Raw genomic sequence first — 15283 nt, 5'->3', positions numbered from 1 at the left:
GCCGGGACCCATAACCACCGAATTTGGTTTGGCGAAGACAGGCAATGACCTTCTCGCGCTGTCACCGCTGCCTCGGCGTATGGGTGCCGGCCCCCGTGCGCAATCGCGCACTAGGCCGGGACGACACTGAGGATGAGGCGCCTCTATCGTCACAAACTCACATCCCCCCTCACCCCGTCTTCCCCAGATGCTCCAGCGCGTCCTCCGCTCGTAGCGGCACCCGCGACGCCTCGTTGTTGAGATCGACGAGCTGCACCAGGAGCCCCATCAGCGCTTTGCGGTCCGCCGGCTTGAGCGGCTCGAGCATCCGCGCCTGGGCGCGTTCGACGGCGGGGATAATGTCGCGCAGGATCGCCGCGCCTGATTTTGTCAAATAGAGCAGCTTGATCCGCTTGTCTTCCGGCGCCGGCCTCCGCTCGACAAAATCCTTGGCCTGAAGCCGCTCGATCACGCTGCCGAGCGTGGAGCGGTCGAAGGCGATCACCGCGGACAGCCGCGTCGCGTCGATGCCGGGATGGGTGTGGATCGCGATCAGCGCCGCGTATTGCACCGGCGTCAGGTCGAACGCCTTGCACTCCGCCATGAAGATCGAGACCGCGATCTGCTGCATGCGCCGGAACAGATAGCCCGGCGCGGCATAAACCGCGTCTATCGTGATCGGAAGCGGCTTACTCGGCATCGGGCTGCTTCTCCGGCGCGGCGTCGGCGAACGCCGGCAGCGTCTTGGCCGCAGCTTCCGCCCCGAGCAGACGCGGATAGGCGGAAACGTCAACGCCGAAGCGGCGCGCATTGGCGAGTTGCGGCACGAGGCAGAGATCGGCGAGCGTCGGCGCTTCACCGAAGCAGAACGGGCCGGGCTCGTCCCTGATCAGCGTCTCGCAGGCCGCGAGCCCCTCGCGGTTGACCCAGGCCGCCCAGTCCTGAACCTTCTCCTCAGGCAGCCCGAGCTCGCGCAGCCGCGCCAGCACCTTCAGATTCTGCACGGGGTGAGTATCGCAGGCGATCGCCAGCGCGAACGCCCTCACCTTGGCGCGCTGCAACGCATCCTTCGGCAGCAGCGGCGGGTTGGAATGGGTTTCGTCGAGCCATTCGATGATGGCGACCGATTGGGTCAGCACCGCGCCTGCATCGTTCTCCAACGCGGGCACCAGGCCCTGCGGATTGATGGCGAGATAGGCGGGCGCGCATTGCTCGCCTTTGCGAAGGTGATGCGGCAGGTGCTCGGCACCGAGGCCCTTGAGGTTCAGCGCGATTCGTACCCGGTAGGCGGCGCTGGAGCGGAAATAACCGTGCAGCTTCATCGGAACCCTCCCGTTTCATTCTTGTTCGCCACGTTGACGCTACCTAGATCGTAAGTATACTGTCAATCAACAAAACAACGACGGGAGCCGCACCATGGAAGCCGTGACCAAGACGCCGGAACGCGAGGCGTTCTACAAGAAGATCGACGGCGAGAATCTCACCGCGCTCTGGACCGTCATGAGCGATTTGATCACGCCGGAGCCGAAGAGCGCCTGCCGGCCGCATCTGTGGAAATTCGACGTTATCCGCGACTACATGACCGAAGCCGGCAAGCTGATCACGGCGAAAGAAGCCGAGCGGCGCGTGCTGGTGCTGGAAAATCCCGGCCTGCGCGGGCAGTCGAAAATCACCACGTCGCTCTATGCCGGCGTGCAGATGGTGGTGCCCGGCGATGTCGCGCCCGCCCACCGGCACAGCCAGTCGGCGCTGCGCTTCGTGCTCGAAGGCAAGGGCGCCCACACCGCGGTCGACGGCGAGCGCACCGCGATGGAGCCCGGCGACTTCATCATCACGCCGTCGATGACCTGGCACGATCATTCCAACGAGACCGACCAGCCGATGTTCTGGCTCGACGGTCTCGACATTCCGCTGGTGCAGTTCTTCGACTGCTCCTTCGCGGAAGGCTCCAACGAGGACCAGCAGAAGATTACAAGGCCCGCCGGCGACAGCTTTGCGCGCTACGGCCACAATCTGTTGCCGGTCGACGTGAAGCGGAGCTCGAAGACCTCGCCGATCTTCAGCTATCCCTATGCCTACACGCGCGAGGCACTGGAGAAAGCTCGCGCGAGCCAGGAGTGGGACGCCTGTCACGGGCTGAAGCTGAAGTTCAGCAATCCCGAAACCGGCGACTTCGCGATGCCGACCATCGGCACGTTCATCCAGCTGCTGCCGAAGGGTTTCAAGACCGCGCGCTATCGCGCGACGGACGCAACCGTGTTCTGTCCGATCGAAGGCCACGGCCGCACCCGCATCGGGGACGCGACCTTCGAATGGGGCCCGCGCGATTTGTTCGTGGTGCCGAGCTGGCAATGGGTCACGCACGAGGCCGACATGGACGCGGTGCTGTTCAGCTTCTCGGATCGACCCGTGCAGCAGAAGCTGGATTTGTTCCGGGAAGATCGCGGGAATGCGTGAGGCACGCTGCTGGCCACGCTCTCCCCTGTCGTCCCGGCGAACGCCGGGACCCATAACCCCAGGGAGAAGTTTGGCGAAGGCTCTTAGTTGTTCTTCGGTACGAACACCGCCCTTTCCCGATAAATCACGCGGTATGGGTCCCGGCCTTCGCCGGGACGACGGCGGAGATTGCGGTGCGAGCCAGCCTCACCGCCAGTGCAGCAGCCGTATCTCCAGCCAGTTGATCACCCTTCCCACCATCAACCCAAACACCGACAGGATCACCACGCCCGCGAGCAGCTGATCCGTCTGCATCAAATTGCCGGCCTGAAGCACGAACGCGCCGATGCCGTATTGCGCGCCGATCATCTCGGCGCTGACGACGAGCAGCAGCGCCACCGACGACGTGATGCGAAAGCCGGCGAGAATCGCGGGCAGCGCGCCCGGCCAGACCACCTTGCGCACGATGGTCGCGAACGGCACGTTGAAGCTCTGCGCCATGCGGATCAGGTTGCGCGGCACCGCGTCGACGCCGCTATAGACCGAGATCGCGGTCGAAAAGAACACGCCGAGCGCAATGGTCGCGATCTTCGGCTCTTCGCCGATACCGAGCCAGAGGATCAACAGCGGCAGCAGCGCGATCTTCGGGATCGGGAACAGCGCCGAGATGAAGGTGATGCCGACGCTGCGCGCCAGACGCGACAGGCCGATGGCAAAGCCAACCGCGACACCGGCAGCCGTGCCGAGCAGCCAGCCGACACCGATGCGCAGGAGCGACGCGGAAAGGTGATGCCACAGCGCGCCCGAGATCGCGAGCTGGTAGATCGCCCGCGCGATCGCCGATGGCGGCGGCAGGAACAGCGGATTGACGAGGCCGGTGCTGCCGGCGGCCTGCCAGATCGCAATGACCAGCGCGAGCGCGATCCAGCCGCCGAAACGGCTGCTCGCCGGCACGAAGCCGGTGCCGCGAAAGCGGACGCGCCGGACCGTTTCATCCTTCGCAGATGTTCCCACTGGCGCGCGATCAAGCATGCTGGACCTCGCGCTCGGCGTCGATCGCCTCGTTGCGGATCAGCGACCAGATCTGGTTCTGAAGCGCGAGCAGCTTTTCACGGGCTGCAATGTCACCGCGCTCAGTGCGCGTCATCGGCACGCTCACGACCTCGCGAATACGGCCAGGACGCCGCGACAACACGACGATGCGATCGGCAAGCCGCGCCGCCTCTTCGAGATTATGCGTGACATAGACCGCGCCCATGCCACCATCGGCGAGCAACCGGACGAAATCCTCCATCAGCAGTTCGCGGGTCTGCGAATCCAGCGCCGACAGCGGTTCGTCCATAAGCAGGATGGCGGGGCGCACCGCGAGCGCGCGCGAAATGCCGACGCGCTGGCGCATGCCGCCGGAAAGCTGCTTGGGATAGGTTTTGCGAAAATCGGTCAGGCCGGTTCGGCGCAAGGCGTCGTCGACCAGCGCGCGGCGCTGCACGGTCGAGAGCTGGGTGTGCAGCAGCGGGAATTCGACGTTCTCTTCCACATTGGCCCAGGGCAGCAGCGCAAAATCCTGGAACACGAAGGTGAGCGGATTGAGACTGTCCGCCGGCGGCGATCCACGCAGCTCAGGCGCGCCGGAGGTCGGCAGCAACAGCCCACCCAGGATCGACAGCAGCGTGCTCTTGCCGCAGCCCGAGGGCCCCACGATCGCCACCACCTCGCCCGCGCTGACGGTGAACGAGACGTCGTCGAGCACGGCGAGATCGCCGAAACGATGGGTGATGTGGCTGGCGATCAGGTCCATGTCATGGCCTCAGTGTCGTCCCGGCCTAGTGCGCGATTGCGCACGGGGGCCGGGACCCATAACCACCAAATTGAATTTGGCGAAGACAGGCGATGACTACTTTGCGCCACAACTCCCACTCGGCGTATGGGTCCCGGCCTTCGCCGGGACGACACCGAGGGCCTTGCAATAGCGACGGCCCGGCTGCATCCGGGCCGTGCATCCTTCGAGGCTCGACTTGCGGCGCGCCGCAAGTCGAGCACCTCAGGATGACGGAGATGGTTAGGAGAACGATGCATCAATCCGCCTGCACAAATTCCTTGGCGATGATCGCATTCGCATCGAAGCCCTTGTCGGCAAAACCCTGCTCCTGGAGCCATTTGATCTGGTTGTCGACGTTTTTCACATCCAGCTTGCCGTCGGGATCGATGTAGGCGCAATTGCCGACCACCTGCTCGACCGGGAGGTTCGTATACTTGGCGATGATCTCCAGCAGCGGCTTTGTCTTGTCATTGATCGGCGCGACACCGTCCTTCATCGTGGCAAGGATGACGTCGTGATATTCGCGGTCGGCCTTTGCCAAAGCGCCGAGCAGCTTCGTCACCAGCACCTTGTTGGTCAGCGTCTTCGGTGAGGCGAACACCGCGCCCAATTGCCAGGGTGTCTCGTCGCCGACCCAGCCGAGAAACTTCGCACCGCCGTCGTCTATCAGCTTTCGCGCGGTGGAGATCGGCAGCAGCGCTGCATCCACGGTCTCGCCCTTCAGCGCGGCTGCCGCATTCGACAGCGATTGCAGCGGCACGATCTTCACGTCGGCGAGCTTGAAGCCGTATTTGTCGGCAAGCAGGCCGAGCGAATAGTGAAAGGAGGAGCCGACCTGCGTCATCGCCACGCGCTTGCCCGCGAGGTCCTTCGGCGTCTTCAGGCCGCTCGCATAGGCGTTGTTGCTGGCGAAATAGCCGATCAGGGGATAGCCGGCCTTCTCGCGGCTCATGCCGCCGATCACCTTCAGCACGCCCTTGCCGGCGAGATTGTAGAGGCCGGCGGTGAAGGCGGTGACGCCGAAATCGATGTCGCCGGAGGTGGTGGCCACCGCGATCGGCTGCGCCGCATCGAAGAATTTCAGCTCGACATCGAGGCCAGCCTCGCGGAAATAGCCCTTGTCCTGCGCGATGAAGACCGGCGCGGAGGAGGATAGCCTGAGCACGCCGATTCTGGCCTTCAGCGCGTCCTCGGCTCGGGCGGTGCCCATCGCTGTGATCGCCATCAGGCCAGCTAGCGCGAGCCGCACAATCCCGGTCATTTCGTTTCCTCGCCGTCGTTATCTTGCAGTCGGTTACAGGCCTTCGGGCACGGGCTGGTCCCGTCCGATGAAGGCGCCCTGTTGTTTCAACGTTTCCTGCAGCTTTTCAACAGGGATGTCACGTGGGATCCGGTTTCCGGAGAGCGCCAGCGCGGCGGCGGAACCGGCCGCCTCTCCCATCACAAAACAGGCACCGGAGACCCGGGCCGCCGATTGGCCCTCATGGGTCATCGAGGCGCAGCGGCCGGCGACCAGCAGATTATCGACCCCTTCGGGCACCAGCATGCGGTAAGGCAGCTCGTTATAGCCGCGCGATTCCGGGATCGGCGGGAAGGTGAAGACGACGTCGCCGGGAACATGGGCCTCGATCGGCCAGCCATTGACCCCGATGGAATCCTCGAACGAGGCGCAGCCGAGCACATCCTCGCCGCTGAGCTGATAGCCGCCCGTGATGCGGCGGGTTTCGCGGATGCCGAGCTGCGGCGGCAGGTCGACGATGTAGGATTTTTCAAAGCCCGGCACGGTGCGCAGGAATTCGAACGCCGCAAGCGCCTGCTTGCGGCCCTCGATCTCGCCGCGGGTGAGATCGTCAGGCTCGATGCCGTTGATGGCATGGCCGTCCTCGCGCGCCACTTGCGTGAAGTTCACCCGCCATTCGATGCCGGATTTCTGCGGCCGCACGATCGCGCTCTTGCGCGGGAATGTGTGGGTGCCGGCTGCGGTGGCCTGCTCCATCAATTGCGGGATGGTGCGCCAGGCATCGCCGGCCTTCGCGGGATCGATGCCGTTGAGACGGAGCATCATCGACGGGTACATCGGATGACCGTGCTCGTCGCCGAATTCGAACGGCGCGCCGGCCCAGACCGCGAGATCGCCGTCGCCGGAGCAATCGATGAAGATCTCCGACCGCACCGCCCGCCGGCCGGCCTTGGTCTCGACCATCAGCGCATCGATGCGCCGATCGTTGCCCATCACGACGCCGGCACCGAGCGCGTGGAAGAGGATGTGCACCTTGTGACTGGCGAGCAGTTGGTCGGCCGCGATCTTGTAAGCGGCGGTGTCGTAGGCCTGGGCGAAGACCTTGCCGAGGATCAGATGCGGCGCGTTGAGGCCGTTCAAATGGTCAATCCGCGCCAACAGCTCGGACGCCATGCCCTGCACCAGCCGGTGGGCCTGGCCGTACACATTGCCATGCAAACCACAAAAGTTGGTGACGCCGGCAGCGGTCCCCATGCCGCCAAGAAAGCCGTAGCGCTCGATCAGGAGCGTCTTCCGCCCCGCGCGCGCAGCTGAGGCCGCCGCCACGATACCGGCCGGACCGCCGCCGAGGACGACAACTTCATATTCGCCGTAGAGCGGCACCTGGCGCGCCGGTTCTTCGATCGTCGTGGCCTGCATGGCGCGTCCTGTCCCTGAAATCTCTTGCTTGGGCCGACTATGAATTAACGCAAGTCAGACTACAATCTACCAAAATAAGGGATCACCTTTCTCGAATCGCGAAAGGCTAGAGATGGACATCCTGGTAAACCTTCAGGCGTTCCTCGCCACCGCGGACGCGGCCGGATTTTCCGCCGCGGCAAGAAAGCTCGACGTCGCGACTTCGGTGGTCGCAAAACGGGTCACCCAATTGGAGACACGGATCGGCACGCCGCTGTTTCATCGCTCGACGCGGCAATTGCGCCTGACCGCGGCCGGCCAGGAATATGTCCACCGGGCGCGGAGCGTCGTCGCCGATGTCGGCGATCTCCTGTCGCGCATGGGCGAGAAAGGACATGATCTTATCGACCATCTGCGCATCAAGGCACCGACATCGCTGACGATCGCCCGGCTTGCCGATGTGTTCAGCGCATTCCAGACCCAAAACCCGAAGCTGAAACTCGAAATCGTTCTGATCGACCGTCCCGTCGATCCGGTGACGGAAGGCTTCGATATCGCCATCGGTGCGTTCCCGCATTCTTTCGGCGGTGTGGTCGACGAACCCCTATGCCGATTGAAGCGCTTGTTGTGCGCGTCGCCGGCCTATCTCAGCACGCACGGCATGCCGCGACACCCGCGCGATCTGGTCGATCATCGTTGCCTGAGTTTTCTTCCCACCGGCCCGGACTGGGTGTTCGATGGGCCGCGCGACCGTATCACCGTTCAGGTGCGGCCGCTGTTGAGTTCGAACGAGGGCCACGTGCTCGTGAAAAGCGCGATCGCCGGCAACGGCATCGCCTTCATCTCGCACTACCTTGCGGAAGAGGCACTCCGCCAAGGCACGTTGCAGGTCGTGTTGCCGGATTTTCCAATCCCCGATTTATGGGTCAAGGCCACCATTCCCGAGCGACGGGTCCAGGCTGCAGCGGTTCAGGCGCTATTGCGCGAATTGAAGAGCTCGCTGTCGCCGGTGCTGTAGGCCGTTTCGTTGGCACCCGCGGAATCGCCGATGTCTCCGGGAATTCAGGCCGCCGAGCGGATAGTGTGGAGGAAATCGTCGACGTTCGACTTCATTGAATCCGCCTGCTGCTTCAGGGCTGCCGCGACCGTAAGAGCGGCTTCGGCACCGGCATCGGTCTCGCCCGCCACCGCGCGCACCTGACCGATCTCCTGCGTCACCGCCGTGGTGCCGTTGGCCGCCTCTTCGACGTTGCGCGCGATTTCGCCCGTTGCCGCGCCCTGCTCTTCGACCGCCGCGGCGATCGCGGTGGCGATGTCGGCCATTTCCTTGACGGTGGTGCCGAACTGCTTGATCGCCTGGACCGATTGGCCGGTCGCGCTCTGGATCGTCGCGATCTGGCTGGCGATCTGCTCGGTCGCCTGCGCTGTCTGGGTCGCGAGACTCTTGACCTCGCTGGCGACGATCGCGAAGCCCCGGCCGGCGTCACCGGCGCGCGCCGCTTCGATGGTCGCGTTCAGCGCCAGCAGATTGGTCTGACTGGCGATGGCCTGAATCAATTGAATGATGGTGCCGATCTTTTCAGCCGCATCCGACAGCCCATGGATCAAATCGGAGGTGCGGTTGGTCTCGTCGGTCGCCCGATTCGAGACCGCGACGGAGCGGTGCACCTGGCTCGAGATTTCACGGATGGAGGCCGCGAGTTGCTGGGTGGCGGAGGCGACGGTCTGCACGTTCATCGATGCCTGCTCGGCGCGGGTCGCGACCGCTTCGGCGAGCCCGCGACCACGCTCGGCGACTTTTGCCAACTCCTCGGCGCTGCGCCCCATGTCGTCGGCGCGGCCACCGACACCGGCGATCACCCCCTGCATGCCCTGCTCGAAGCGGCCGGCAAGATCAGACATCATGCGGGCACGGTCGGCCTCGGCGGCTTCGCGCTGGGACGTGGCCTCACCTTCCATGCGACGAACCGCCAGTGCATTTTCGCGGAATACCTCGACGGCACGCGCCATGCGGCCGATTTCGTCACGCGATTCGCCGCCCGGAATCGGCTCATCGAGCTCGCCCGCCGCCAGCGATTGCATCCGGTCCGTCATGCCGCGAATTGGGCCGGATACGCTGGCTCCGATCAACCATGCGAGCACCGCGCCCAGCAGCAGCGCGCCGGCCGCGGTCGCGATAACTGTCTGTTTGGTTTGATCGACCGCTGCCGAGGTCTTGTCACCCTGCTCGGCGCGCACGGTGCCGAGCTTTGCATTGATCTTGTTGACCTGATCGTCGATCGCCGCGCTCGCCTTCTTCAGTTCGGCCTGCCTGGCGCGCAGATCGGCGGCGACCTTGATGACCTCTTCGAGCGCCGTCGCGTCGGCGGCGATCGCGGTCTTGAGTGCTGCGACCAGCGTCTTCAATTTGGGGGCGTCCGCTGTCGCCAGCTCAGCCTCGGTGTCTGCGATCGCCAACTGGGCGTAGGACAACGCCTGCTTGGCGTCGTCGGCATCGCCCGTCGACAAAGTGGCCCCATAGCGCATCACGGTGACGCGCAGCGCGTCGACAACGCCGGCCAGGCGCATCGGGTTGACAAGCCGCTCCGCATCATCCGAGCGATTGGCAAGCGCAACCTGAATGCCGCTGACATTGAGGCCGGCGGCCGCGCCCTGGGCGTCGGCCTTCGTGGTGGCGGCGCGCAGCCGATCCGCGGCATCTGCCGCCGCGGTGAACGACGAACGATAGGTTTCCAGCGCCGTCTTGACCGGGCCGATGCCTTCCGCGATCGCTTGCAGCTTGCCGAATTGCCGATCGGCCTGATCGGCCAGTTTGCCCACGCCGTCGATCGCCTTGGCTGCGGCATCCTTGTCGCCGACATTCCAGGTCCGGATGAATTTCTCGACCGCCGAGTTCGCTTCCAAGAGCGCGGCACGCGCCTGCGACATGCCGGCGTCGCCAGCAGCGCTGGTAACGAGGTCATTGACCGTCCCGCCGATCCGCTCGACCTGGACCACGGCGAAGCCCGCGAGCAGGACCAGAAAGCTCAGAACCAGCGCGAAACCGCCAAACACGCGCGGACGGACGCCGACCCGGGACATCATGTGCGATAATTTCATTGGAATCCCGAAATCCTTACTGGGTGGACCGGATGGTGGCGAGCAGATCCTTGCCGAACCGCTTCTCGAACTCCTGATCGAGCGGCTTGACCGCGTCGACGAAGGGCTGGCGATCGAATTTCTCGATCACGTCCATGCCGCCGTTGCGCACCTGCTCGAGCGACGCGGCATCGAGCTTTGCCTGCCATGTCGCCTCCGCCCCCGCCTTTGCCTGCGCGATCAGCGTGGCCTGGTCGGCCGGACTGAGCTGCTCGAACATGGCACGGTTGGCGATGAACACGATCGGCGCGAAGAAGTGGCCGGTCAATGTGAGGTATTTCTGGACTTCATAGAGACGGGAGCCGGCAATGGTTGGCACCGGATTTTCCTGCCCATCGAGCCGGCCGTCCTTGAGCGCGGTATAGACCAGCGGAAATTCCATCGGGACCACTTCGGCACCGAGCGCCTTGAACGTCATCTGATAGATCGGATTCGGGATGACACGGATCTTCAGACCCTTGATATCCTCGGGCGTGCGAACGGGCCGTTTGGAATTCGTGACGTTGCGGAAGCCCTGTCGGCCAATCGCCAGCAAGGTCAGCCCCTTATCGCCGAATTTGGCGGCGATTGCCGCGCCGGCCGGACCTTGCGCCACGGCCTTGGCGTGAGCCGTATCGCGAAACAGGAAAGGAATGTCGAACACGCCGAGTTCGGGGACGACCGCACTGACCACCGAACCCGACAGCACCGCCATATCGACGGCGCCGGACTGCGTCGCCGCGAGAATGGCGTTCTCGCTACCGAGCGCATTGGTGGCGCGCTGGTCGATCACGATGTGCTTGCCGGCCAATGCCACCAGCTTCTGGCGAAACTCATCCGCCCCGATCTGCTGCGGGCTCCCAAGCTGGGAATTGAACGCCAGAGAGACCAGCCGAGGTGAAGCGGCAACCGGATGCAGGACCAGCAGCGTTGCCGCCGCGACGATCGATCCGGCCTTCCAAAATCCCAGAACTTCTCTGCGCATTCGACACCATGGCGTGACAATTGTCGTAACCATAATGGCCGGGAATGATTGAACTCTTAAGGACGGCCCCGCGGAATTACGGGGATTCGAATCGGTCCCGCGGACAAGATTTGGGGATGATGCACGATGCAGATCGTATCGGGCTGCCGCTGAGCGGCGCGCTCAGACCTTGCCGCCGCTCCAATTCGCCGCGCGCTTTTCGGCGAACGACGCCAACCCTTCCGCGGCTTCTGCACTCTGTCGCTTCAGCGAATGCAGATGCACGAGCCGCTTGTAGGCGGCATCGTCCACCGCCATTCCGCCGAACGAGCTCTCCAGCGCGAGGCGCTTGGTCTCGGCCATCGCTTCGGGTCCATTGGCAAGCAACTGCTCGACCACCTTGGCGCCGGCGGCCTCGAGATCGGCGAGCGGCACCACCTCGTGGACGAGGCCGATGCGGCGGGCGTCCTCGGCGCCGAAACGTTCACCTGTCAGCGCGTAGCGGCGGACTTGCCGCACACCAATGGCATCGCAGAGCTGCGGGATGATGATGGCCGCGGTCAGACCCCAGCGCACTTCGGTGATTGAGAACAGGGCGTTGTCCGCCGCAATCACGACGTCGCAGGCTGCGATCACGCCGGTGCCGCCGCCAAAGCAGCCGCCCTGCACCAGCGCGACCGTCGGGATCGGCAGCGTGTTGAGCCGCTGCACCGCCTCGAACGTCGCACGCGACGCCGCCTCGTTGGCCTCGGTCGATTGCGGCCGCACGCCGTTGATCCATTTGAGGTCGGCGCCAGCCTGGAAATGCTTGCCATTGCCCCGGAGCACGACCACGCGAAGGTTGGGCTTGCTGCCGAGATCGTCCATGGCCGCGAGCACGCCCGCGATCAATGCGCCGTCATAGGCATTGTTCACTTCGGGACGGTTCAACGTGACGGTCGCAACCCCACGCGCATCCAGGGTCCACAGGACGGGGCTGTCGGTCATCGGTATTCCTCCGCTCGTTTGTTTGGCGCGCACTATGACCGAGGCTTCGCGCCTTGATCCATATCTTTCGAGCGTAGGGCAGCCGCGTCCATCGCATGGCGGCTTGTGTCATGCTGCCGCAGGGCGGCATCAAGGGATCAGGGACGGACATCACATGCGCATCTGCATTTTCGGCGCGGGCGCCGTCGGCAGCCATATCGCGGTCAGGCTGGCCCGCGCCGGCCACGAGGTCTCGTGCGTGATGCGCGGCGCTCACCTGGAAGCGGTCCGGGCCAACGGCCTCAAGCTGCGCGTCGGCGATTCCGAGGTTTCCGCCAAGGTGAACGCGTCAGGCGATCCGGCCCAGCTCGGGCCCCAGGACGTTGTGATCAGCACCTTGAAGGCGACCGCACTGACCGGGCTGGTCTCCAGCCTCAAGCCGCTGCTTCAGGAGGACACCGCGATCGTCTTTGCGCAGAACGGCATTCCCTGGTGGTACGGGATCGGCCTGCCGCCGCGGCACCCGACCCCGCCCGACATTTCCTTCCTCGACCCCGGCGGGCGGTTGCGCGCCTGCATTCCGAAAGAGCGGATCGTCGGCGGCGTGGTCTTCTCCTCCAACGAGGTGACCGCGCCCGGCGTGGTGCAGAACCTGACGCCGGACCGCAATCGCCTGCTGATCGGCGAATGCGACGATCGCAATTGCGAGCGCATCACGACGCTCCGCGGTGTTTTCAACGACGCGCGGCTGGAATCGCCGCCGATCGCCGATATCCGCGAGGCGATCTGGTCAAAGCTGCTGACCAACATGTCGCTGTCGGTGCTGTGCCTGCTCACCGGCCAGACCGCGCGCGGCGTGCGCGATGACCCCGCCTTTGCGGACGTCATTCCGCGGATGCTGAACGAGGCCAACGAGATCGCCCAGCACTTCATTCCCGAGGTCAAGCGCGTATCGCGCAGCGGCCCCGCCCCCAATCACAAGCCGTCGCTGCTGCAGGATTACGAGCTCGGCCGCGCCATGGAGATCGACGTGCTGGTCAGGGCGCCCGCCGCCTTCGCGCGCGCCGCCGGCCTGTCGACGCCGACCCTCGATCTCATTGCAGCGCTCGCGATCCAGAAGGCGCGCGACAAAGGGCTTTATTCGTCGTGAGATTTCAAGCGAGTTTGTCGATCCAGGCCGCGAGCGTATCAAGCACCTCTGTCAGCGCCTCTTCATTGCTGCGGCCCGACTTTTTCAGCACCGCGAAGGAATGATCGCCACCTTCGACCTCATGCAGCGTCGCCTTCGGACCAAGCGCCGCGACGACCGGCTTGAGGAGGCCCAGGTCGGCGAGCCCGTCGCGGGTGCCTTGCAGGAACAGCATCGGGATCTCGACACGGGCCAGGTGCTCGGCGCGCTCGGTCGACGGCTTCTTGTCGGCGTGCAGGGGAAAGGCGAGGAAAGCGAGCCCTTTGACATCAGGCAGTGGAGTCTTCGATTGCGCCTGCGAGGTCATGCGACCACCGAACGATTTTCCGCCGGCGACGAGCTTCAAGTCGGGGCAGAGCCGGGCGGCTTCCTCGACTGCCGCGCGGATCGTGGCGTGGGCGACCGCCGGCTGGTCGGGACGGCCCAGCCTGTTCTCCATGTAGGGAAAATTGAAGCGGAAGGTCGCGATGCCGCGAGCAGCGAGTCCCTCCGAAATCTTGTCCATCGATGCATGCCGCATCCCTGCGCCGGCGCCATGCGCCAGCACGTAACAGGCGCGCGCATTGTCCGGCTGGATCAGGATCGCTGACACCGTGCCGATGCGCGCGATGTCGAGCTTGAGCTCTTGGGTTTTGACGGTTTGGGTTTTGACAGCCACAATCAACGATCCCGATAGACGCTGCTCCGGTCGCCTTGGTAGCGTCACGGGCGCAGCCTGAAAACACAATAATTGCCGCCAAGCCATAGCCTACCAAGCCCTGGCCTACCAAGCCGGCAAACCGCATTGACCGAGGTGACCATGTCCTACCGCTCCTCCTGGATGACCGAAGAGCTCGAAATCTTCCGCGACCAGTTTCGGAAATATCTTGCCAAGGATCTGGCCCCGCATGCCGAAAAATGGCGCGAGCAGAAGATGGTCGACCGCTTTGCCTGGCGCGGGCTCGGCGAGATGGGCGCGCTGCTGGCAAGCGTGCCGGAGGAATATGGCGGGTTGGGCGCGACTTTCGCCTATGATGCCGCCGTGCTCGACGACCTCGAAAGCACGGTACCGGAGCTGACGACCGGTGTCTCCGTGCACAGCGCCATCGTCGCGCACTACATCCTCAATTACGGCTCGGAAGAGCAGAAGAAGCGTTGGCTGCCGAAGATGGCAAGTGGCGAGATGATCGGCGCCATCGCCATGACCGAGCCCGGCACCGGCTCGGATTTGCAGGCCGTCAAAACCACGGCCAGGAAGCAGGGCAACACCTACGTCATCAACGGACAGAAGACGTTCATCACCAACGGCCAGGCCGCCGATCTCGTCATCGTGGTCGCGCGCACCGGCGATGTCGGCGCCAAGGGCATTTCGCTGATCGTGGTCGAGACCGCAGGCGCGGATGGATACAAGCGCGGGCGCAACCTCGACAAGATCGGCCTGCATGCCTCCGACACGTCCGAGCTGTTCTTCGACAACGTCGCGGTCCCGCCGGACAATTTGCTCGGCGGCGAGGAGGGCCAGGGTTTCGTGCAGCTGATGCAGCAATTGCCGCAGGAGCGCCTCGCGCTCGCGGTCGGCGCGGTCGCCGCGATGGAGCGCGCGATCAAACTCACCGTCGACTACACCAAGGAACGAAAGGCGTTCGGCAAGCCGCTGATGGATTTCCAGAACACCGCCTTCAAGCTCGCCGAGCGCAAGACCGAAGCGATGATCGCGCGCGTCTTCGTCGACTGGTGCATCGAGCGGCTGGTCGCAAAGGACCTCGACACCGTCACCGCGTCGATGGCGAAATACTGGTGCTCGGAGAAGCAGGTCGAGACCGCCGACGAATGCCTGCAGCTGTTCGGCGGCTACGGCTACATGCAGGAATATCCGATCTCGCGCATCTTCATCGATTCCCGCATCCAGAAGATCTATGGCGGGACGAACGAGATCATGAAGCTGTTGATCGCCAGGTCGTTGTAGCATGACAGGATAGAACGCCAATGGCTGCGATCATCGCGGCGGCATGCTAACGTCGTCCGACGTCAGGCAAAGGACGGGCGGAATGTCATGGGAAATCAACGTACGGCCAAGATGCCATCCCCGGGCGCACCATGGTCCAGCGGGACATCTTCGGAAAGGGCTTTCGTCTTCATTCCAAAGCTCGTCTGCCCCGGCGACATCCTTCTCACCAGAGTTCCGCTGAACCTGCT

14 protein-coding genes are annotated in these 15283 nt (G+C 64.3%); 4 read left to right on the top strand and 10 right to left on the bottom strand.

Annotated elements, in window-relative coordinates; all coding sequences use genetic code 11:
* Window positions 1-169: 169 nt before the first annotated feature.
* Both C7G41_RS05510 and maiA read right to left on the bottom strand, forming a co-directional pair.
* Window positions 170-679 (bottom strand): MarR family winged helix-turn-helix transcriptional regulator, encoded by a 510-nt coding sequence (locus tag C7G41_RS05510; RefSeq protein ID WP_106941623.1) that lies wholly within the window; start codon window positions 677-679, stop codon window positions 170-172.
* The gene (gene maiA, locus C7G41_RS05505) at window positions 669-1301 is read right to left on the bottom strand and encodes a maleylacetoacetate isomerase (RefSeq protein WP_106941622.1); all 633 of its coding nucleotides are present in this window, start codon (window positions 1299-1301) and stop codon (window positions 669-671) included. Before maiA ends, C7G41_RS05510 begins: the two co-directional genes overlap by 11 nt.
* Before the next feature lie 94 nt (window positions 1302-1395).
* Here maiA and gtdA point away from each other — a divergent pair, with 94 nt between their 5' ends.
* The gene (gene gtdA, locus C7G41_RS05500; protein ID WP_106941621.1) at window positions 1396-2436 is read left to right on the top strand and encodes a gentisate 1,2-dioxygenase; all 1041 of its coding nucleotides are present in this window, start codon (window positions 1396-1398) and stop codon (window positions 2434-2436) included.
* Window positions 2437-2622: 186 nt separating this feature from the next.
* Here gtdA and C7G41_RS05495 read toward each other — a convergent pair whose 3' ends face one another.
* The 4 genes from C7G41_RS05495 to C7G41_RS05480 form a co-directional block, all read right to left on the bottom strand.
* On the bottom strand, window positions 2623-3447 hold the full coding sequence (locus tag C7G41_RS05495) for an ABC transporter permease (protein WP_106941620.1): 825 nt from the start codon (window positions 3445-3447) through the stop codon (window positions 2623-2625).
* Entirely contained in the window at window positions 3440-4213 is a 774-nt protein-coding gene (locus C7G41_RS05490) for an ABC transporter ATP-binding protein (RefSeq protein ID WP_106941619.1), read from the bottom strand. Before C7G41_RS05490 ends, C7G41_RS05495 begins: the two co-directional genes overlap by 8 nt.
* A gap of 277 nt (window positions 4214-4490) precedes the next feature.
* Window positions 4491-5495, bottom strand: a complete 1005-nt coding sequence (locus C7G41_RS05485) for an ABC transporter substrate-binding protein (RefSeq protein ID WP_106941618.1) — start codon at window positions 5493-5495, stop codon at window positions 4491-4493.
* A gap of 33 nt (window positions 5496-5528) precedes the next feature.
* On the bottom strand, window positions 5529-6893 hold the full coding sequence (locus C7G41_RS05480; RefSeq protein ID WP_106941617.1) for an FAD-dependent oxidoreductase: 1365 nt from the start codon (window positions 6891-6893) through the stop codon (window positions 5529-5531).
* A gap of 112 nt (window positions 6894-7005) precedes the next feature.
* Here C7G41_RS05480 and C7G41_RS05475 point away from each other — a divergent pair, with 112 nt between their 5' ends.
* Window positions 7006-7890: a LysR family transcriptional regulator gene (locus C7G41_RS05475; RefSeq protein ID WP_106941616.1), complete on the top strand. Its 885-nt coding sequence runs from the start codon at window positions 7006-7008 to the stop codon at window positions 7888-7890.
* Window positions 7891-7934: 44 nt separating this feature from the next.
* Here the strand turns inward: C7G41_RS05475 and C7G41_RS05470 are convergent, their stop codons facing one another.
* From C7G41_RS05470 to C7G41_RS05460, 3 genes are all read right to left on the bottom strand, one after another.
* Complete coding sequence (locus tag C7G41_RS05470) at window positions 7935-9971, bottom strand: methyl-accepting chemotaxis protein (protein ID WP_106941615.1); 2037 nt, start codon at window positions 9969-9971, stop codon at window positions 7935-7937.
* Between the two features lie 16 nt (window positions 9972-9987).
* On the bottom strand, window positions 9988-10974 hold the full coding sequence (locus C7G41_RS05465) for a TRAP transporter substrate-binding protein (RefSeq protein WP_106941614.1): 987 nt from the start codon (window positions 10972-10974) through the stop codon (window positions 9988-9990).
* A 162-nt stretch (window positions 10975-11136) separates the two neighbouring features.
* Entirely contained in the window at window positions 11137-11940 is an 804-nt protein-coding gene (locus tag C7G41_RS05460) for an enoyl-CoA hydratase-related protein (protein ID WP_106941613.1), read from the bottom strand.
* Between the two features lie 154 nt (window positions 11941-12094).
* On the opposite strand from C7G41_RS05460, the gene C7G41_RS05455 reads away from it, so the two are divergent.
* A complete protein-coding gene (locus tag C7G41_RS05455) occupies window positions 12095-13069 on the top strand; it encodes a ketopantoate reductase family protein (protein ID WP_106941612.1) in 975 nt (324 codons plus the stop codon).
* A gap of 4 nt (window positions 13070-13073) precedes the next feature.
* On the opposite strand, the gene C7G41_RS05450 is transcribed toward C7G41_RS05455, so the two are convergent.
* A complete protein-coding gene (locus tag C7G41_RS05450) occupies window positions 13074-13772 on the bottom strand; it encodes an alpha/beta family hydrolase (RefSeq protein ID WP_199198199.1) in 699 nt (232 codons plus the stop codon).
* A 135-nt stretch (window positions 13773-13907) separates the two neighbouring features.
* Between C7G41_RS05450 and C7G41_RS05445 the strand changes: the two genes are divergently transcribed.
* Complete coding sequence (locus C7G41_RS05445) at window positions 13908-15053, top strand: acyl-CoA dehydrogenase family protein (RefSeq protein WP_106942166.1); 1146 nt, start codon at window positions 13908-13910, stop codon at window positions 15051-15053.
* Window positions 15054-15283: the final 230 nt, after the last annotated feature.

The organism is Bradyrhizobium sp. MOS002 (assembly GCF_003020115.1).
Taxonomy (GTDB): Bacteria; Pseudomonadota; Alphaproteobacteria; order Rhizobiales; family Xanthobacteraceae; genus Bradyrhizobium.
Note: the sequence above shows the minus strand (reverse complement) of the source record. Positions and strands in the feature narration are given on the sequence as shown.